Annotated in this window: 17 protein-coding genes; 6 read left to right on the forward strand and 11 right to left on the reverse strand. The window is 65.2% G+C overall.

The features are described 5' to 3' along the window. Positions 1-5 precede the first annotated feature (5 nt). The 4 genes from AC6H34_RS07630 to AC6H34_RS07645 all read right to left on the reverse strand — a co-directional run bounded on the left by AC6H34_RS07630 (position 6) and on the right by AC6H34_RS07645 (position 6,086). Positions 6-3,278 (reverse strand): mechanosensitive ion channel domain-containing protein, encoded by a 3,273-nt coding sequence (locus AC6H34_RS07630; RefSeq protein ID WP_497538398.1) that lies wholly within the window; start codon positions 3,276-3,278, stop codon positions 6-8. A gap of 84 nt (positions 3,279-3,362) precedes the next feature. Then, positions 3,363-3,830, reverse strand: a complete 468-nt coding sequence (locus AC6H34_RS07635) for a GNAT family N-acetyltransferase (RefSeq protein WP_448150555.1) — start codon at positions 3,828-3,830, stop codon at positions 3,363-3,365. Position 3,831: 1 nt separating this feature from the next. After that, positions 3,832-4,743: a 3,5-dioxohexanoate:acetyl-CoA acetone transferase gene (gene kce / locus AC6H34_RS07640; protein WP_448150554.1), complete on the reverse strand. Its 912-nt coding sequence runs from the start codon at positions 4,741-4,743 to the stop codon at positions 3,832-3,834. 2 nt (positions 4,744-4,745) lie between these two features. Further along, a complete protein-coding gene (locus AC6H34_RS07645) occupies positions 4,746-6,086 on the reverse strand; it encodes an aspartate aminotransferase family protein (protein WP_497538399.1) in 1,341 nt (446 codons plus the stop codon). Positions 6,087-6,239: 153 nt separating this feature from the next. Here AC6H34_RS07645 and AC6H34_RS07650 point away from each other — a divergent pair, with 153 nt between their 5' ends. Continuing rightward, positions 6,240-7,541: a nicotinate phosphoribosyltransferase gene (locus tag AC6H34_RS07650; protein WP_497538400.1), complete on the forward strand. Its 1,302-nt coding sequence runs from the start codon at positions 6,240-6,242 to the stop codon at positions 7,539-7,541. 456 nt (positions 7,542-7,997) lie between these two features. Here AC6H34_RS07650 and AC6H34_RS07655 read toward each other — a convergent pair whose 3' ends face one another. Further along, positions 7,998-8,903, reverse strand: coding sequence for a DMT family transporter (locus tag AC6H34_RS07655; RefSeq protein WP_448150551.1), 906 nt, complete (start codon positions 8,901-8,903; stop codon positions 7,998-8,000). A gap of 89 nt (positions 8,904-8,992) precedes the next feature. On the opposite strand from AC6H34_RS07655, the gene AC6H34_RS07660 reads away from it, so the two are divergent. The 4 genes from AC6H34_RS07660 to AC6H34_RS07675 all read left to right on the forward strand — a co-directional run bounded on the left by AC6H34_RS07660 (position 8,993) and on the right by AC6H34_RS07675 (position 11,930). Then, complete coding sequence (locus AC6H34_RS07660; RefSeq protein WP_448150550.1) at positions 8,993-9,766, forward strand: AraC family transcriptional regulator; 774 nt, start codon at positions 8,993-8,995, stop codon at positions 9,764-9,766. Between the two features lie 85 nt (positions 9,767-9,851). Continuing rightward, positions 9,852-10,898 carry an aldo/keto reductase gene (locus tag AC6H34_RS07665; protein WP_497538401.1) on the forward strand — a complete coding sequence of 349 codons (1,047 nt, stop codon included), beginning with the start codon at positions 9,852-9,854 and terminating at the stop codon, positions 10,896-10,898. 159 nt (positions 10,899-11,057) lie between these two features. After that, the gene (gene thpR / locus AC6H34_RS07670; protein WP_448150548.1) at positions 11,058-11,615 is read left to right on the forward strand and encodes an RNA 2',3'-cyclic phosphodiesterase; all 558 of its coding nucleotides are present in this window, start codon (positions 11,058-11,060) and stop codon (positions 11,613-11,615) included. 9 nt (positions 11,616-11,624) lie between these two features. Next, positions 11,625-11,930, forward strand: a complete 306-nt coding sequence (locus tag AC6H34_RS07675; protein WP_448150547.1) for a 4a-hydroxytetrahydrobiopterin dehydratase — start codon at positions 11,625-11,627, stop codon at positions 11,928-11,930. A 20-nt stretch (positions 11,931-11,950) separates the two neighbouring features. On the opposite strand, the gene AC6H34_RS07680 is transcribed toward AC6H34_RS07675, so the two are convergent. From AC6H34_RS07680 to AC6H34_RS07705, 6 genes are all read right to left on the reverse strand, one after another. After that, on the reverse strand, positions 11,951-12,757 hold the full coding sequence (locus AC6H34_RS07680) for an ABC transporter permease (protein WP_497538402.1): 807 nt from the start codon (positions 12,755-12,757) through the stop codon (positions 11,951-11,953). Beyond that, positions 12,754-13,620 carry an ABC transporter permease gene (locus tag AC6H34_RS07685; RefSeq protein ID WP_448150545.1) on the reverse strand — a complete coding sequence of 289 codons (867 nt, stop codon included), beginning with the start codon at positions 13,618-13,620 and terminating at the stop codon, positions 12,754-12,756. Before AC6H34_RS07685 ends, AC6H34_RS07680 begins: the two co-directional genes overlap by 4 nt. After that, positions 13,620-14,729, reverse strand: a complete 1,110-nt coding sequence (locus AC6H34_RS07690) for an ABC transporter ATP-binding protein (RefSeq protein ID WP_497538403.1) — start codon at positions 14,727-14,729, stop codon at positions 13,620-13,622. Before AC6H34_RS07690 ends, AC6H34_RS07685 begins: the two co-directional genes overlap by 1 nt. 182 nt (positions 14,730-14,911) lie before the next feature. Further along, complete coding sequence (locus AC6H34_RS07695) at positions 14,912-16,039, reverse strand: extracellular solute-binding protein (RefSeq protein ID WP_497538404.1); 1,128 nt, start codon at positions 16,037-16,039, stop codon at positions 14,912-14,914. Positions 16,040-16,099: 60 nt separating this feature from the next. Continuing rightward, the gene (locus tag AC6H34_RS07700) at positions 16,100-16,771 is read right to left on the reverse strand and encodes an alpha/beta hydrolase (protein WP_448150542.1); all 672 of its coding nucleotides are present in this window, start codon (positions 16,769-16,771) and stop codon (positions 16,100-16,102) included. Continuing rightward, positions 16,758-17,426, reverse strand: coding sequence for a DNA-3-methyladenine glycosylase family protein (locus AC6H34_RS07705; protein WP_497538405.1), 669 nt, complete (start codon positions 17,424-17,426; stop codon positions 16,758-16,760). Before AC6H34_RS07705 ends, AC6H34_RS07700 begins: the two co-directional genes overlap by 14 nt. Here AC6H34_RS07705 and gluQRS point away from each other — a divergent pair. After that, a complete protein-coding gene (gene gluQRS / locus AC6H34_RS07710) occupies positions 17,425-18,309 on the forward strand; it encodes a tRNA glutamyl-Q(34) synthetase GluQRS (protein WP_497538406.1) in 885 nt (294 codons plus the stop codon). The genes AC6H34_RS07705 and gluQRS overlap by 2 nt on opposite strands. The last annotated feature ends 16 nt before the right edge of the window (positions 18,310-18,325 follow it).

Below are 18,325 nucleotides of genomic sequence, written 5' to 3' on the forward strand. Positions count from 1 at the left end.
TCCAATCAAGAGCCGGTAGCCGGAGGAGGCGCCGGAGGCGTCGTGGACGCCGAGGCCGGTGGCGGCGTGGAGGCCGCAGGCGGGTCGAGCAGCAACCTGGCGATCGCGGCGGACTGCAGTTGCTCGTCGAACTGCACGACCACCGGTGCGGCGGCCGCCGCGCCCTGTGCGAGCAAGCGGATCCCCTTGGTCCGGAAGGTCTTGAGGATGCGCGTGAGCACGTCGTTCCTCACCGCCGGCTGGGTTTCCATGCTTGCGATCATGCATTCCAGATGGAACTCGAGGCCCGCATCGATCTTCGACAGGTAGACCCGCGGGGGCGGCGTCGGCAGGATGCGCGGATCGTCCTCCGCCGCGCCGAGCATGGCAGCCCGGACGGCATCGATGTCGCTGTCATAGGCGAGTGTGAGCACGATACGCAGGCGGCTCCACGTATTGCCATAGACCCAATTCTTCACCGAACCCGTAATCAGCGTGGAATTCGGAATGATCAGGGTGGCGCGCTCGAACGTCTCGATCTCGGTCGCGCGCACGCTGATGCGCCGCACATAGCCTTCCTCGCCGCCCGCCGCGATGATGTCGCCCACCCGGATCGGGCGCTCGGCCAACAGGATCAGGCCGGAAACGAAATTGTTGACGATGGCCTGCAGGCCCAGGCCGAGACCGACCGAGAGGCCGCCGGCTATGATGCCGATGTTCTGCCAAGCGACGCCGATCTCCGACAGGCCGACCGTGATGGCGACGATAAACCCGACATAGCCGATGATGGTGGCTATCGAATTCTGCAAGCCCGCATCGAAAGTCGTGCGCGGGAGCAACGTGTTCCGCATCCAACCCTTGATCAGGCGCGTCACGCCCCAAATGCCGACGAAGAGGAGAATGCCCGACAGGATCGAGGACGGCGAGACCGTCATCCCGCCAACCTGGAAGCCGAAATACGCCCGCTGAATCGCCGGGAGCATGTCGCCCGAGTAGAAGCCGAAGGGAGCGCCGAGAGAGAGGAGCGCCACGATCAGTATGAGGAAACGCATGACGCCCGACAGCAGCGTGGCGGCAAACGAGACGTTCTTCGAGGTGATGCCGATGGCACCGGCGATGGCGCGACGGCGGTCGGCATCGTTGAGGAGGTTGTCGGTGAGGGCGGAGTCGACCAGCGTCGTCAGAAGATAAGTGCCCGCCACCAGGCTCAGCAGCATCAGCGGAAGCACGGCGACCGCCACCGCCAGGATATTGTATCCGAGGGCCAGGCAGACCCCCATCACGAAGACAGCTACCCAGCTCATGGGGCGCAGGATGTCGAGGGCGTTGATGTCCTCGTCCGGCGGCAATGGCTGGCCGTCGACGAGGGTCGGAGGGGCGCGGCGCAGGCGGATGAGCAGCGAGACGATGATCGCGATGATCAGGCCGGCCGTTATGCCGGCACGCGCGGAGGTCAGCACAGGCGGCGCATGCAGGGCGCTGATGAAGCCGTCCAGCAGGAGGGAGATGCCGAGCACCAGGGCCAACCAGCTCATGCGCCGCCGTATCCGGCGCACGGCCCAGTCGCTGAGGGGCAGCAGGCGCAGCTCGGGATGCTCCTGGGCAAGGATCGCCCGCGCGAGCGCCCACAGGCCCACGGCGATGAAGGCCGCCCGCAGGAAGGCCGAGCCAAAATCGGCAACCACGTCAGGGGGGAGCAGGCCGGCAAATCGAACAGCCAGAACCGCCACCAGCACGGCGCAAGGCAGGCCGAGCATGGTGTGGACGAGCTCCAGCACCCCATCGAGCGAGGCGACGTAGCGTCGCGACGTCTTCTTCTTCTTCGGCAGGCGTGCGCGCCAGCGCAGGATGCGGAAGCGGAGGAACTGGATCACCACATAGCCCGCCGCGATCGTCAGCAGGAGAATGGCTATGGAGGTCGAATTGACCCGGGCATGAAAGATGGAAACCGCGCGGGCGGTCGTCTCGATGGCCTTGCCAACAGCCCCCAACAGGCTGTCGCTGACCGACTTCTCCCCGCCCCCCGGGATCCAGAAATCCTTCGAGAAGACGTTGCCGTCGCTGTTGAAGAGCTGGCCGGTGATCAGGGACCTTTGATGCTCGACGATCGAATTAGTGAGGTCGTCGGCCCGGTTGCTCAGGGCCTGAGCGCTGTCGACCGCGCTCTTCAACGCCGAGAGGAGTGAAGTCTCCTTATCCCTCTGCGAGGCGATGTCCCAGCTTTCCGGGGCATCACCGGCCTTTGGGGGCTGCGGCAGCTTGTCGAACCGGGCCTGGGATTGGTCGCGCAGGGGAACGAGAGTCGAAAGCAGGGTAACGAGATCGCTGCGGACGGTGTCCACATTGGCACGCTGGTCCCGCAGGACCTGCGAAGCCTGGTCGACGGCGGCCGGAAGCGTGGCAATGCTCGATTCGGCAACGTCGAGGGCCTTGCTGTCGACCCCTACGGTGGCCTTGAAGGGCCGCACGATGATGGCATTGGTGTGGGTGTCGGCCTGCTTGATCTGACCCTGCACGTCCGCGAGCAGGGCACTGAGCTGGTCAAGGCGCGTCTGCGTGACGGTGCGTTCGTCGGCGACGTCCTTGCTCTCCGGGGGCTCGTCGGGCTTGGGCTTGGGGCCGAGCTTGTCGAGGCTGGCCTTCGCGGCCTCCCGCATCTGCGTGACATCGGAGACCAGCGAGACGAGATCGGTGCGCGCCCGGTCCACATTCGTCCGCAGGGCCTGCATCTTCTGCGGAATGTCCGAATCTTCATCCTTTATATCGGCCAGGCGCGCACCGACGTCGGCCAGCGCCTTCCTGTCCTGCGCAAGGCTTTGCTGTAGCGGAATGGCGGCGAAGGAGCCCCCGAGGCCATTTGCCAGGGCGATCTGCTGGCGCGCATCCGTGAGCAGGGCCGTCAGCTTCTGGTTCAGCTCCTGCTGGTTGCGGCGCGCGGCGGCCTTGTCGCCGGCTTCCGGCGGATCGGAGGGTTTCGGCGCAGGCCCGAGCTGGTCGATGTTGGCCTGGTTGCGGTCGCGGGCGGCGAGAATGCTCTTCTCGAGCCCCTTCAGGTCATCATGCGTCTTGTCAAGGGTGGCCTTGAGAGTTTCCAGCGCCTGGGCGGCGTCGGCATCGTCCCCCTTCACATTCTGGAGGCCCTGGCTGACGTCGGCCAGGGCCTTGCCGTCCTGGATGAGGGTCTTCTGCAGATCTGCCACAGCCGTGTCGGGGGTTTGCGCCGATACGGTCGCCGGGACGGCGAGCAGCAGGAAGAGCAGGGCCGCCAGGGCGGCAAGGCGGGAAGCGGAACGAAGCATGGCGCAAAACTAGAGACTGTTACCCCCAGATGGAAGAACTTGCTGGCGGGAATATGGCTGGCCCTGCTTTCCTGTCTGTCGAAGCTATCCCGCCAGGGCGCGAAGGCCCGCCTCGTCCAGCACCATGAAACGCTCATGTTCGAGCGCTCGGAACCCGTAGCGCTCATAGAAGCGCTTGCCGCCGGTATTGCCCACGCTGATGTCGAGCCGCATGAACCGAGCGCCCTTGGCCGCGCCCCTTCGGGCGGCTTCCGCCATCAGCCTGATGCCGATGCCCTCATTGCGCCACTGTGGCCTGACGAAGAGGTCGATGACGAACACGCCGTTGGCGCCGCGCCAGGTGGAATAGGTGTCCTGGTGGATGAGATAGGCGGCGAGCGCCTCGTCGGAGGCCTCCGCGACCAGGATTTCGATCGTCGGCCGCGCGCCGAAGGCCTCGGTCCGCAGTCCCTCCGCGGAAGTGCCCGAGGAGACGCCGAACAGAGCCGCAAGGTCCACCACCATGTCGGCGACCGCCTCGCAATCCTCCGGCCTGGCAGGGCGGATCAGCATGTCAGCGCGTCCGGATGCCGATGATGGCCCGCGCTTCGTCCGGCGTGGCGAGCGACAGGCCGAGTTCCTCCAGGATGGTGCGGATCTTGGTGACCTGCTGGGCGTTGGAAATGGCGAGCTCGCCCTTGCCGATCCACAGATTGTCCTCGAGGCCCACGCGCACATGACCGCCCATCACAGCGGCCATCGTGCCGAGCGGCATCTGGTTGCGCCCGGCCGCCAGCATCGACCACTCGTAATCCTTGCCGAAGAGCTTGTCGGCGGTGCGTCGCATGTCGACCACGCTGTCGGGATTGGCGCCGATGCCGCCGAGAATGCCGAGCACCGTCTGCACGAAGAGCGGCGGCGTCACTAGCTTGCGGTCGAGGAAATGGGCAAGCGTGTAGAGATGGCCGACATCGTAGCATTCGAACTCGAAGCGCGTGCCAAGTGGCCCCATCGTGGTGAGAATATACTCGATATCCGCCAGCGTGTTCTTGAACATGCCGCCGCGCGTAGCCTCCAGGAAGGGCACCTCCCAGTCATGCTTCCATTCGCGCGGCCGCGCCAGCATGGGATAGAGGCCGAAATTCATGGTGCCCAGATTGAGGGAGCACATCTCCGGCCTGAGGGTCGAAGGCCCCTTGAGACGCTCCTCGATGGTCATGCGAGCCGAGCCGCCGGTGGTGATGTTGACGATGGCGTTGGTGGCCTGGCGGATGCGCGGTACGAACTGCTCGAACACGGCGACATCCGGCGTGGGCGCGCCCGTCTCGGGATCGCGGGCATGGAGATGCAGGACCGCCGCGCCGGCCTCGGCGGCCGCGATGGCGGATTCGGCGATCTCATCTGGCGTCACCGGCAGATGGGGCGACATCGAGGGGGTATGGATCGATCCGGTGACGGCACAGGAAATGATGACTTTGTCGGCCAATTCTATGCTCCAATATCGGCGAGGGCCTGGCGCAGCGACTTGCCCAGGCGAGCGGCAATTTCGATCAGCTCGTCGTCCGTGGCGTTGTAGGGAGGCGCCACGATGATGGTGTCGCCCCTGATGCCGTCCACATTCCCCCCGGAAGGGTAGCAGATCAGGCCGTTGGCAAAGGCTCGCGAGCGGATCTTGAGGTAGAGAGCCTTGTCCGCGGGAAAGGGTTCCTTGCTTTCGCGGTCCCTCACGATCTCGATGCCGATGAAGAAGCCGCGCCCCCTGATGTCTCCGACATGGTCGATGCCGCCAAATGCGTCCGCCAGCGTCTGCTTGAACGCCTCTCCCTTCTCGCGCACCCGCTCCACCAGCCCGTCGCGTTCGACGATGCGCTGCACGGCCACGCCGGCCGCGCAGGCGGCCGTGTGGCCCGTGAAGGTGTGGCCCGTCTGCGGGCCGCCATCGACGGCATCGATCGGCTCGGCCACCTTGTCGGCATAGATGGCGGCGCCCAGGGGCAGGTAGCCGCCGCCAAGCCCCTTGGCCACCGTCATGATGTCGGGAAAGACGCCGTCATGCTCCAGTGCCCGCCAGGTCCCGCAGCGCCCGGCGCCGCACATCACCTCGTCGGCAATCATCAGGACGCCATGGCGATCGCAGATCTCGCGTATGCGCCGGGCATAGCCCGGGGGTGCCGGCACCACGCCCCCCGCGGCACCGACCACCGGCTCGAATACGAAGGCGGCCACGTTCTCAGGCCCCATTTCCAGGATCTTGTCCTCGAGTTCCTGAGCGCAATGGCGCCCGGTATCCTCCGGCGCAACGCCGGCCGGCGGACGATACACATTCGCAGGTGAGAGCCGAGGCACCTCGACCAGCGCGCCCTCGAAGGAGAGGCGGCGCTCGCGAAAGCCAGAGAGGGCCAGGGCCCCGAGCGTGTTGCCGTGCCAGGAGCGCTCGCGCGAGATGAAGCGCCGCCGGCTCATCTCGCCGCGGCAGGCGTGGTATTGCAGGGCAAGCTTCAAGGCGGATTCCACCGCTTCGGAGCCGCCGCTGACGAACACCATCTGCCTCAGCGTGCCCCCGCATAGGCGGCCGACCCGCTCTGTCAATTCCTCCAGCGGATCGGACGTGAAATTATAGCGATAGCCGTGGGCGATACGGTCAAGCTGGTCCTTGATCGCCTGGTTGACCTCTTCGTTGCCATGGCCGAGGCAATAGACGGCGGGGCCGCCCGAGCCGTCGAGATATTGCCGGCCCTCGACATCGGTCAGCACGAGACCCTTCCCCCAGGCGATCTTCGGCAGGACGGCGGCCGCAACAGAGGTCGACTCAGCAACTTCACCCGCCATCGGCTTCTCCATCCCTGCCGGATTTATGGAAGGGCGGCGGAGCAGGCGTCAAGAGCCGGCGAATCGGCTCGCCAATCCCACTTGATCTCGGCGTACATTCCACGCATGGTCCGCCTCTTTGCGTAGCGTCTGGTGGCTCTGGGGCCCTGTTTCATGAATATCGATATCGCCAAGCGGGTCTACGACCGGACATGGAAGCTTGATCCGATCGTCCGCAGCCTCCTGGATACGGACTTCTACAAGCTGCTGATGCTGCAGCCCATCCATGCCCGCCATGAGAATGTGCGCACCACCTTCACGGTGATCAACCGCACCAAGTCGATCAACCTCGCCGACGTGATCGACGAGAAGGAACTGCGCGACCAGCTCGACCATGCCCGCACGCTGCGCTTCGGCAAGCGCGAGTTGATCTGGCTGCGCGGCAACACCTTCTACGGCAAGCAGCAGATCTTCCGCCCCGAATTCCTCGACTGGCTCGCCGATTTCAGCCTGCCCGAATATGACCTGCGCATCGAGAACGGCGACTATGTCCTGGAATTCGATGCGCCCTGGAGCCAGGCCACCATGTGGGAGGTGCCGGCGCTCGCCATCATCAACGAGCTGAAGTCGCGCGCCGCCACGCGGGCGATGGGCCGCTTCGAGCTCGATATCCTCTATGCCCGCGCCAAGGCGAAGCTCTGGGACAAGATCGAGCGCCTGAAAAAGCTGGAGAACCTGAAGATATCCGACTTCGGCACCCGCCGCCGTCATTCCTTCCTGTGGCAGAGCTGGTGCGTCGAGGCGATGAAGGAAGGCCTCGGCAGTGCCTTCGTCGGCACCTCAAACGTGCTGCTCGCCATGAACAACGACCTGGAATCGATCGGCACCAACGCCCATGAGCTGCCGATGGTCTATGCCGCCTTGTGCAAGGAGGACGCCGCCCTGCGCGAGGCGCCCTACAAGGTGCTGGAGATGTGGCGCGATTTCTATGACGGTAACCTCCTGATCGTGCTGCCCGACACTTTCGGCACCGCCGCCTTTCTCGAGCGCGCGCCCGACTGGGTGGCCGACTGGACCGGCATGCGTCCCGATTCCAAGCCGATCCAGGAAGCGGGCGAGGAGATCATCGCCTGGTACAAGGGGCGCGGGCGCGATCCATCCAAGAAGCTGATCATCTTCTCGGACGGCCTCGACATCGACACCATCGAGATGGCCCACAAGAGCTTCAACGGCCGCATGCGGCCCTCCTATGGCTGGGGCACCAACCTCACCAACGACTTCCGCGGCTGCGGCTCCCACCCGATCCCCTTGCTCGATCCCATCTCGCTGGTGTGCAAGATCACTTCGGTCAACGGCAAGGCGGCAGTGAAGCTCTCCGATAATCTCGCCAAGGCGACGGGTGGCCGGCCCGCGATCGAACGCTATCTCAAGGTGTTCGGGGAGAAGGGACGCGCGGAGAAGGAAGTGACGGTCTAGCCAGCGCATGGAGAGATGCGGGTTTATTCGTTGATTATGCGCATCATTATTCAATAACCCATAATATCATGGCGCAAGTCCACAAGGCATCGGCGCTGCAGGCCGGGACGATTTCGTACCGGAAGACGAGGCTCGTGAACGCTTCGCCCGCATGCTCGGCAAATGATGCAGAGCCGGCGCTCGCGGATATCGAGCGTATCTATGCCTGGGTCGAACCGCATGGCGACGGAGCGCCGCACGCCTGGTATCGTCTCGTCGAGATCGTGCCGAAAGCCTTGCGAGCCTGCCCCTCCAGGGACGCCCGGGCCGCGTCGAGGGCAACCGCGAACTCATTCTTGCGGGTACGATTATCTCATCCTCTAGCGGCTGGGAGCGGATGCAGTCGAACTGCTTCATATCGCCCACACGCGGCAGAAATGGCCCCCGAAGCTCTGACCTCGGAAGCCATCCCACGCACTACGCGGCCTGCCGCACGCGCAACGGGCGCTTCAGCATCTGCGCCGCGATCACGCCGGCCAGCACGAGGCCGCCGCCGATGACGTGGTAGGCCCGCACCGGCTCGCCCAGCGTCGCCATGGCGGCCGCAGCGGTGAGGACCGGCAGCAGGTTGAGGAAGATCGCGCAGCGGTTCGGGCCAAGCGCCTCCACTCCGCGGATCCACAGGACGGGTAGCACCACCGAGGCGGCGCACCCGGCATAGGCGATCAAGGGCAGGGTGTCGGCGTTGAGCTCGCGCAACGGCGCTGGCGTCGCCAGCAAGGCCGGAAACATCATCACCAGGGAACAAAGCGCCTGCATGTAGTTGGACTGCCAGTCCGGCACCGGCAGGCTCCAGCGCTTCAGCAGCACCGAATAGAGTGCATAGACCAGCCCCGCCAGCAGCATCAACGCGTCGCCCGGATGCACGCCCTCTGCCGCCAGATGGGCCGGGTCGCCGGCGCTGACGAGATAGACGATGCCGGCGAGCGATACGATGCCGCCACCGATCATGCCGGTCGTCGGCCGTTCGCCGAGCAACAAGGCGCTCAGCAGCACGGTGAGCAGCGGCGAGAGCGCCGTAAACACCGCCATGTTGGTGGCGGTGGTGGATCCCGCGGCGAGGTACGACAGGCTCTGGAAGAGACACATGGACAGAAAGCCGAGCACCGCGAACTCGCCGAGATGGCGCCAGAGCGTCATCCGGTTGCGCCAGGCCGGCAGCGCGACGAACGGACTCATGACCGCGACCGCGAGCACGAGACGGTAGAAGGTAATCGCCTGAGGGCCGATCGTGTGGGCCGACAAGCGGGAAACGATGACGTTGCCCGCCCACAGGACAATGGCGAGAAAGGGATAGAGCAGCGCGGAAGGTCTGGTGGACATGCGAACACCTCATGAACGACGCCTGACATTTGCCGCCTTGCGAAGCTTCCGTCTCACGCTAAACTAACGATTATTATCGCGATTGGGACATGATCGAGGAACGCACCACCCTCCACCTCGCCTTCCACGACACAGCCCGGCCGATGGCGGCGATGGAGGTCGACTATCCCGCCGGTTCGTCCACGGGGCTGCACAGCCATCCGCGCGCCCAGCTCCTCCATGCGATCCAGGGCGTGATGATCGTGCGGTCGGAAGCGGGAAACTGGGTGGTGCCGCCGAGCCGCGCCGTCTGGCTGGCGGCCGACATCGAACACGAAGTGCGCATGTGCGGCGACGTGAAGATCCGTACCCTCTTCATCGACGCAACCTTTTCCGCCGACCTGCCTACCGGCAATTGCGTCATCGCCGTATCGCCCCTGCTGCGCGAATTGATCGTAGCGGCCGTGGCGATCCCGATCGATTATCCAAGCGGCGGGCGCGACGAACGGCTGATGCGCCTGATCCTCGACGAAATATGCCGGCTGGATGTGCTGCCGCTCCATCTGCCGATGCCGTCGGAGCCGCGCCTCAAGCGAATCTGCGAAGCGATCCGCTCCCATCCCGACAGGCCGAGTACCGCGCAGGATTGGGCAAGCGCGCTCGGCCTCACCGCCAAGACCGTGCATCGTCTGTTCGTGTCCGAGACGGGCTTCACTTTCGGCCAGTGGCGCCAGCAGGCAAGGCTGCTCTTCGCTCTCGAACGGCTCGCCCATGGCGCCCGCATCATCGATGTCGCCTATGACAGCGGGTATGCCAGCCAGAGCGCCTTCGCCGCCATGTTCCGGCGTCATTTCGGCGTGCCTCCGAGCCTGTTCTACCGTTGAGAGCCATTTGAGCGCGCCGGCCCTTGCCAAAGGCGCCGGGATTTTGTCAAAGAGGCTCCCGCCTTTCATCGGACAATTCTTCTCAATGAAATTTCATAAGCTCGGCCGTACAGGCCAGGACGTCTCGGTCATCTGCCTCGGCACGATGACCTGGGGCGAGCAGAACTCGCAGGCCGAAGGCTTCGAGCAAATGGACTACGCCCTCGATCAGGGCGTCAATTTCTTCGATACCGCCGAGATGTATTCGGTACCGCCCCGCGCCGAGACTACCGGTTCGACCGAGCGCATCATCGGCGAATGGTTGAGGGCGCGCGGCACGCGTTCCAAGGTCATCCTCGCCTCGAAGGTCGCGGGCGCCAGCACCTTCACCTGGCTGCGCGACAACGGCGAGCCCACGCGGCTCAACCGGGCTCACATGACCGAGGCGCTCGACAAGAGCCTCAAGCGCCTTCAGACCGACTATATCGACCTCTACCAGATCCATTGGCCCGAGCGTCCCGTCCCGTGGGGTTCCAATCCCACCGCCTTCCAGGTCCACCCCCAGAGCGAGACAACGACCATCGCCGAGCAGCTCGACGTGCTCGACGGCTTCGTGAAGGCCGGCAAGGTGCGCTGGCTGGGCCTGTCCAACGAAAGCGCCTGGGGAGCCATGAGCTTCCTGAAGGAGAGCGACACACACGGCCTTGCCCGCATGCAGTCGGTCCAGAACGCCTATTCGCTGGTGAACCGCACTTTCGAGACGGCCCTCGCCGAAGTGGCCTTGCGCGAGCAGCTCGGGCTCCTGGCCTATTCGCCGCTGGCCCAGGGCTATCTCACCGGCAAGTACCGCAACGGCGCGTTGCCGGCCGGCTCGCGCAAGGCGTTGTTCAACCGCCTGCAGCGGTATGAAAAGCCGGGCGCAGACATCGCCATCGAGGCCTATCTGGATCTCGCCCAGGAGTACGGCATGGATCCGGCCACCCTGGCGCTCGCCTTCGTCAATACGCGGCCGTTCGTCACGTCCAACATCATCGGCGCCACCACCATGGACCAGCTCAAGACGGCGATCGCTTCGATCAATGTGCCGGTGTCGAGCGACCTGGAGGCGCGTATCGAGTCGATACACCAGCTCCACATGAATCCGGCTCCGTAAGGCCGGGACGCGCTCGGGATGCACGGGACGGACATCCGCGCACCCCGGTTTCGGCGTTGTCCGCAGCCTTTTTTGCCGCAGGGGCGCTTTATGCTTTCCCCGCAGCCGCAAAGCGCTTTAGAATCGCGGCATTGACGTCAGCAATACGGCGTAATCTCCATGCCGCGTCTCTTCACTGCCCTCGAAGTTCCCCCCGTCATCGGAATGCGTCTGTCCATGTTGCGCGGTGGCCTGCCGGGCGCACGCTGGATTGATGTGGAGAACTATCACATCACGCTCTCCTTCATCGGCGATATCGACGATGCCCTCGCACGCGACGTTGCCGAAGCCCTGGACGGCGTGCGGCGACCCGAAGTCGAGGTCCAGATAGATGGCGTCGACGCCTTCGGCGGCGCGAGGCCGAAATCCGTCTATGCCAGGGTACTGCCCACGACGCTCCTGATGGAGCTGCAGGCCGCGCAGGAGCGGCTGCTGCGGCGCCTGGGCGTACCCATCGAAAATCGGCAGTATACGCCCCATGTCACCCTGGCGCGGCTGCGCAGCGAAGCCACGGCGCGGCTGACGGCCGACTGGCTGGCACTGCGCGGCGGCGGCCGGCTTTCCTTCACCGCCGAACGTTTCGTGCTCTATTCCTCGCGCGATTCGGTCGGCGGCGGCCCCTATATCGTGGAGGAAGCCTATGACCTGCAGCGGCGCGAGGCGGCTGCGCTGAAATAGGAGGCTGCGATGCCCCATCCCCGTCTCACCGAGAACGAGCGCCATACCGCGCTGGTGGAACTCTCCGATTGGGCGCTCACCCCCGGGCGGGAGGCCATTCGCCGCATCTATACTTTCCATAGTTTCAACGAGGCCTTTGGCTTCATGACGCGGGCCGCCCTCGTGGCGGAGAAGATGAACCACCATCCGGAATGGTCGAACGTCTACAAGACGGTGGACGTGACGCTCGCCACCCATGATTCGGGCGGCCTGACGGAACTCGACGTGAAGCTTGCGCGCAGCATGGACAAGATCGCGGCGAGCATGGGCCTATAGAGTTTTCGCAGAACCCGGGATCACTTCCCCGGCGCGGCCTTGCGCAGCAGGTACCGCCGACGTCCCTCATATGCCACCAGCCCGACCAGCAGGGCCGCGATCAGGATGAGGGCCAGCGCGTTGATCGAGGGGTCGATGCCCGTGCGCGTGCGCGAGTAGATATAGGTCGTCAGCGTGTGGGAGCCGCCGGCCGTGAACAGCGTCACGTTGAAGTTCTCGACCGACTGGAAGAAGCCGAGCAGCGCCGCCGCGATGAGAGCAGGCCGCAGATGGGGAATCAGCACGCGGCGGATGACGCGGGCGTGGGAGGCTCCGAGGTCGAGCGCCGCCTCCTGCAGGGCGGGATCGAAACTCTGCAGCCGGGCTAGCACAAGCAGCATGGCATAGGAGGCGATGAAGGAAACCTGGCCCAGGACGGATAGGTGCAGGCCCGCGCCGACGCCGAACTCGCTCCAGAACAGGAAGGTGGCGATGCCGATCACCGCTCCCGGCATCAGGATCGGCGCGATCATCAGCCCGTAGAGCGGTGCGCGGAAGCGCGGATGGATCGAATTGACGAGGATGGCGCCCGCAGCTCCGATCGGCACGGCGAGGGCGACGACGACGAGCGCGACGAAAAGCGTGTTGAGCGCGGCGCCCCAGAGCCGTGCATCGGCGAAAAGCACCTCGAACCAGTGCCAGGTGAAGCCCTTCCAGGGGATGATGGCCGGAAAAGCCGAATCGTTCAGCGCCGCCCCGCCCATCACCGCCAGCGGCAGCAGGAGGAAGGCGAAGAAGGCGATGGCATAAAGGCTGGCACGATTGCGGCCGGGATAAAGCTGTTTCATCGGCCAAAATCCGCCAGCCGCACGCGGAACAGCCTGAGCAGGACCGCGACGAAGCCGAGGCACAGGAGCAGCAGCAGGAAGGCGTAGGCCGAACCCGTGTGCCAATCCTGGCTTTCGAAGAACCATTGCTGGATCACCTGGGTGAACCAGCGCGAATTCGGCGATTCCAGAAGATTGGGCACGAGGATGGAACCGGCGGAGAGCATGAACACCATGACGCAGCCAGCGGCAACGCCCGGCTTGGCATGGGGAATGACGATGCGCCGGTGCATCTGCCAGCGCGAAGCGCCAAGATCGCGCGCCGCCTCGATCTGGTGCCTGTCGAGCGACTGGATCGAACTGTAGACCGGCAGCAGCATGAACAGGATGTAGGTGTAGACGAGACCGATGGCGACGCCGTTGTATCCCGAGAGCCAGCGTACTTCGAGGCCGGTGACGCTGTTCAGCACGCCCTTGTAGTCGAGGATGACCTTCCAGGCGAAGGTTCGCAGCAGTTCGCTCACCAGCAGCGGCACCAGCGCGAGCATGAAGAGCGTCGCCGCGGCCTTCGTAGAAAGCGTCTTGGCCATGAAAAAGGCCACTGGGTAGCTCGCTGCGAGGCAGACCGCCGTCACCAGGCAGGAAACGAACACCGTGAAAAGGAAGACCTTGATGTGGATCCAGCTCACGAAGAAGGTGGCATAGTTGGCCAGCGTGTAGACGTCCTTCGGGCCTCCGACATCCACCGCCGGCAGGAAGGGACGCAGCGAGTAGTTGACCATGATGATTTCAGGCAACACTACCAAGGCGAGAAGCCAGAAGCCCGTCATCGTCAGGAAGATGGCGGTCAGGCCCCTGCCATAGCGTTGGATCAGCCGATGCATCACGACCTCACTCCCGACAGACCTGATCCTCCGGGGGCGTCATGCAGGATCACCGCGCGGTCGGCCGGAAAATTGAAATAGAGCCGCTCGCCGGGGCGCGGCAGCAGGGTGCCGGGATCGTTGTGCATCTGGACCATGCCGATGCCGTCGCGGGCGTCAATGGTGTGGACGTGCACGACGCTCCCCTCGAATGTCACCTCGAGGACTTCCACCGGGATCGAATTGAAGCCGGCATTCGGCGCAGCTTCCAGGCGGACATGTTCCGGCCTGACATAGAGCTTCGCCTCGTTGTGGTTGGCCACGCCCGGGCCTGGCCTGGCGACCAAGACGCCCTGTGCCGTGCGGAACTTCGCCATGCCGTTGCTGAGCCCCGTGACCACCCCTGGAAGGACGTTGTTCTCTCCCACGAACGAGGCGACGAAGCCGTTGGCGGGACTGTTGTAGATCTCGGCCGGGGTCCCGACCTGCTGAAGCCTGCCCTGCGACATCACGCCGATCCGGTCGGACATCGCAAGCGCCTCGCTCTGGTCATGCGTGATGTAGATGAAGGTGATGTTGGTGCGCCGCTGGATGGCGCGCAGCTCGCTGCGCATGTGAATGCGCAGCTTGAGGTCAAGGGCCGACAGGGGTTCGTCCAGCAGCATGACCTTGGGCTCGACCGCGAGCGCCCGGGCGATCGCCACGCGCTGGCGCTGGCCGCCCGACATCTGGCTCACCCTGCGGTCGCCGACGCCCGGCAGATCGACGAGACGCAGCAATTCCTCCGCCCGCGCCCGCCGTTCGACCTTAGGCACGCCGCGCACCTCCAGGCCGAACGCAATATTTTCCCATACCGGCATCAGCGGGAACAGGGCCAGGTTCTGGAAGATCAGCGCGGTAGGCCGCAGGTTCGGGCCGATATCGGCCATGTCCCTGCCGCCGATCCGAATGGTTCCTGACGTCGGCTCGGTAAAGCCCGAGATCATCCGCAGGATCGTGGTCTTGCCGCAGCCCGAAGGCCCGAGAAAGGAGAAGAACTCGCCGGCCTTGACGGTAACGTCGACATTGTCGACGGCCCGGAACCTGCCGAAATCCATGCTGACGGTGGAGAGCTGAACGTCCTCACTCATAGTCTATTCCCGGATGCACGGGCATCCTGCCCGCTTCTTGGAAACACGGCGCATGCCAAAAAGGCTGAGACGCGGGGATGCCGGCAGGTATGGTTTTGCCAAAGGAAGCTCGGGATCGGCGTTCCGCTCCCGCGCCTCCCCAACGACGCCGGCCTTGTGGGCGGGACATCCGCACCCCGCCGTCATGCCGCCCGCCATTTGTCGGCATATTCGCTGCGCAGGGCCACGAACCAGGCCGGCTGCGGCGGCCACCACCAGATCTTCGCCTCGGCGTCCTGCGGATAGGCCTTGTGGTAGAAATCGCGCACCTTGGCATCGACGAGATCTATCGCCCCGCTCGCGGTCGGGTTGGCCGAAAAGGCGGTGGCATAGGCGGCCGAGCCCTCGGGCGTGGCGATGAAGCGAGCCCACTCATGCGCCTGCTCGACATTCCGCGCCGCCTTGAGCAGCACATAGCCCTGCAGCCAGCCGAAGGCTCCCTCCTTCGGCGCGACGAAGCCGAAGCCGTCGGCGGAAAGATTGAGGCCCGTCGAATCCCAGGTCAGTCCGAGCGTGCAGCCATTGGTGCGGAAGGCCGACTGGGCATCGTTCTCGCTGCTCCAGAACTGCACGACGTTGGCCTTGTGCTTGATCGCCTCGGCCAGCGCGATATCCCACAGCTGGCGCATGCTGGCTTCGTCCTTGTAGCTGTCGAGCCAGGGCTTGGGGAGCTTGCCCTCCGCTTCCAGCACGCGCCCCATCGCCGCCAGGGCCGAATGGGCCCGCAAGGTGACTTTGCCCGCATATTTCGGATCGAAGATATCGGCGAGGGCCGCCGTGCCGTAGGCAAGAGGCGCCTCCTTGATCGAATAGGTCAGAGCCTCCGTGCCCCACACGATCGGCAGGAAGAAACGGCGGCCCTTGACCATGGCGGAAGCTGTGAGAAAAGCCTTGTCGTAGGAATCGAGGCTGACATTCGCATCGTTCCAAGCCTGGACGAGATCCGCGTCGACCCAGCCGGGCAGGCGATCGATGCTGGGCTCGGCGATGTCGGCGGACGAGGTCTGCGCCGCCAGGCGCGCCTGGGCCAGCATGGAATCCTGGTCCGGCTGGTCTATGAAATTGATCTTGATGCCGGTCTTGTCGGTGAACTTCGCGAAAATCGCCGAGAAGTCGTAGCCGGACCAACCCATGTAGTTGAGCTCACCGGAAGAGGAGAGCGCCTCGCCGACGATGGCTGGAGAAGCGACGGCTCCGAGCCCGAGGGAGGCTGAAGCGCGCAGGAAGGAGCGGCGGTTGAAGCGTGGCGGTGAGCTGCTTCGGCCGATCATCGAACCCTCTTTCTTGCCGGGACTGCCCTGAGTATGACCTCAATTCCGCACGGCAGGCAATCATGCCGTGCGTGCAAGCGATCGCGCCAGGAAATCGCCGCCGAGACGCAGGCCGCTATTGTCGATGCCATGGCCGAGTCCGGGCACCATATGGGCTTCCACCGGCACCCCCAGCGCCTTGAGGCCCTCGACCGAATATGGCAGCGCCATGGGCGGGACGACCTGGTCCTGGTCGCCATGGACGAGCAGGGTCGGGGGCCGGGCGGTGATCTCCGGGGCCATATCCGTGATGGGGCTATCGTCAGGTCCGACGAGGATGCCGGAATAGCCCACGACGGCCCCGGGCGCCACGCGGCGGCGCAGGCCCGTGTGGAGCGCCATCATGGTTCCCTGGCTGAAGCCGACCAGAGCCAGCCCCGCATCGTCGAGCCCGTGGCGCTGGAGTTCCGCGTCGAGGAATGCGTCCAGCACCGGGCCGGCGCTGCGTACGCCGTCCCACCGCTCGTTGTGGACGCGAAAGGTCAGCGGGAACCACTGGCGGCCATAGGGCGCACCAGCGCAGGGCTCCGGTGCGTGGGGAGAAGCAAAGGCGGTATCCGGCAGCAGTTCCTGCCAGGCGCGGCCGATATCGATCAGATCGTTTCCATCGGCGCCATAGCCGTGCAGGAACACCACGAGCTGCCGGGCCTTGCCGGATCTGGCGTTGAGTCGCGGTCCATCAAGCGGCGTCATTCTCGGCTCCATCCTGGACGGGCGCTCCCGGCCGGTTTTTCCTGTGGGCGTAATAGGCAAAGAGCAGCCGGGCGGCAACCGCCCGCCACGGGCGCCAGGCCTCGGCGATGCCGGCGAGCCCCGCCGCGTCCGGGCGGCGCTCGAGGTTCAGCAGCATTCTCGCCGCCTCCTGGAGAGCGAGGTCCCCCGCAGCGAAGGCATCGGCATGGCCAAGACAGAACATCAGGTAGATGTCTGCGGTCCACGGACCGATGCCCTTGATGCGGATCAGTTCAGCATGCGCCCGGTCGGCGTCGAGGGCGGCGAGCCCTTCGAGGTCGAAACCTTCGGCCACGGCCTGTGCGACCGCGCGCAAGGCACGAATCTTCGGCATGGACAGGCCGCCGGCACGGAAATCCTCTTCAGACGCAGCGATGAGGCGCGCGGGGGTCAGCGGATCGAACACCGCCCTGGTGCGGGCCCAGATGGCGCGGGCGCTCGCCACCGAGACCTGCTGGGACACAATGATCCAGGCAAGGCCCTCCAACCCGGCTGGATAGAGACGCAGAGGCGGTTCGCCACAGAGATCGCGGAGACCGGCGAGCCCGGGGTCGAGCACGCGAAGCGCCTCGACGCCCGCTTCGATTTCAGCACGCGAACGGATGATGACAGTCATGATGCTGTGTTACACCGGCCCTGTGACAAATCAAACGCCTCCACCCGTCCTGCGCTTCGCGCCCAGCCCCAACGGCCATCTCCATCTCGGGCACGCCTACTCAGCGCTCCTGAACGCCAGCATCGCGCGGGAACTCGGGGGACGACTGCTGCTGCGTATCGAGGACATCGACATCACGCGCTGCCGCCCCGACTATGAGAGGGCGCTTCGGGAGGATCTTGCCTGGCTCGGCCTCGAATGGGACGAGCCGGTGCGGCGCCAATCCGAGCATTTCGGAGACTACGCCCGAGCTCTCGACCGGCTCCAGGCACTCGGCGTGCTCTATCGGTCCTATGCCTCTCGCAAGGAGATCGCCATGGCCCTCGCAGGCCGGGAATGGCAGGGCGATCCCGACGGCGCGCCGCTGTACCCGCGCGAAGCCCTGCGCGCGATCGACGATCCGGCCCAACACGGCCCCCAGGCCGCCTTCAGCCTCCGGCTCGACATGGAAAGGGCCCTCGAACTCGCGCCGCCTCTGGGCTGGAAGGAATACCGGCCGGACTTCACTGCCGCCGAGACCGTTCCGGCGGAGCCGGAAAAATGGGGCGACGTGGTTCTGTCCCGCAAGGAGTTTCCCACGAGCTATCACCTCGCGGTGGTCGTCGACGACGCCCTGCAGGGAGTCAGCCATGTCGTGCGCGGACGGGACATGCTCCACGCCACCGCGATCCATCGCCTGATCCAGCATCTTCTCGCCCTGCCGGAGCCGGCCTACCACCACCACCCGCTCATCCTTGGCCAGGAAGGCGAAAAGCTCTCCAAGAGCATTGCCTCGAAGAGCCTGCGGGCCTTGAAGGCGGAGGGGGCGACGCCGGGGGATATCCGCAAGCTGGTCGGCATGTAGTCCGGATCGCGGCCCT

Source organism: Labrys sp. ALF-8 (assembly GCF_059699065.1).

Coding starts and splice junctions, on each gene's coding strand:
- AC6H34_RS07700 (WP_448150542.1), bottom strand. CDS start 16,771: ATGACGCCGCTTGATGGACCGCGACTCAACGCCAGATCCGGCAAGGCC.
- AC6H34_RS07650 (WP_497538400.1), top strand. CDS start 6,240: ATGAATATCGATATCGCCAAGCGGGTCTACGACCGGACATGGAAGCTT.
- AC6H34_RS07665 (WP_497538401.1), top strand. CDS start 9,852: ATGAAATTTCATAAGCTCGGCCGTACAGGCCAGGACGTCTCGGTCATC.
- AC6H34_RS07675 (WP_448150547.1), top strand. CDS start 11,625: ATGCCCCATCCCCGTCTCACCGAGAACGAGCGCCATACCGCGCTGGTG.
- AC6H34_RS07695 (WP_497538404.1), bottom strand. CDS start 16,039: ATGATCGGCCGAAGCAGCTCACCGCCACGCTTCAACCGCCGCTCCTTC.
- AC6H34_RS07635 (WP_448150555.1), bottom strand. CDS start 3,830: ATGCTGATCCGCCCTGCCAGGCCGGAGGATTGCGAGGCGGTCGCCGAC.
- gluQRS (WP_497538406.1), top strand. CDS start 17,425: ATGATGCTGTGTTACACCGGCCCTGTGACAAATCAAACGCCTCCACCC.
- AC6H34_RS07705 (WP_497538405.1), bottom strand. CDS start 17,426: ATGACTGTCATCATCCGTTCGCGTGCTGAAATCGAAGCGGGCGTCGAG.
- AC6H34_RS07685 (WP_448150545.1), bottom strand. CDS start 13,620: ATGCATCGGCTGATCCAACGCTATGGCAGGGGCCTGACCGCCATCTTC.
- AC6H34_RS07630 (WP_497538398.1), bottom strand. CDS start 3,278: ATGCTTCGTTCCGCTTCCCGCCTTGCCGCCCTGGCGGCCCTGCTCTTC.
- AC6H34_RS07655 (WP_448150551.1), bottom strand. CDS start 8,903: ATGTCCACCAGACCTTCCGCGCTGCTCTATCCCTTTCTCGCCATTGTC.
- AC6H34_RS07690 (WP_497538403.1), bottom strand. CDS start 14,729: ATGAGTGAGGACGTTCAGCTCTCCACCGTCAGCATGGATTTCGGCAGG.
- AC6H34_RS07660 (WP_448150550.1), top strand. CDS start 8,993: ATGATCGAGGAACGCACCACCCTCCACCTCGCCTTCCACGACACAGCC.
- AC6H34_RS07680 (WP_497538402.1), bottom strand. CDS start 12,757: ATGAAACAGCTTTATCCCGGCCGCAATCGTGCCAGCCTTTATGCCATC.
- thpR (WP_448150548.1), top strand. CDS start 11,058: ATGCCGCGTCTCTTCACTGCCCTCGAAGTTCCCCCCGTCATCGGAATG.
- AC6H34_RS07645 (WP_497538399.1), bottom strand. CDS start 6,086: ATGGCGGGTGAAGTTGCTGAGTCGACCTCTGTTGCGGCCGCCGTCCTG.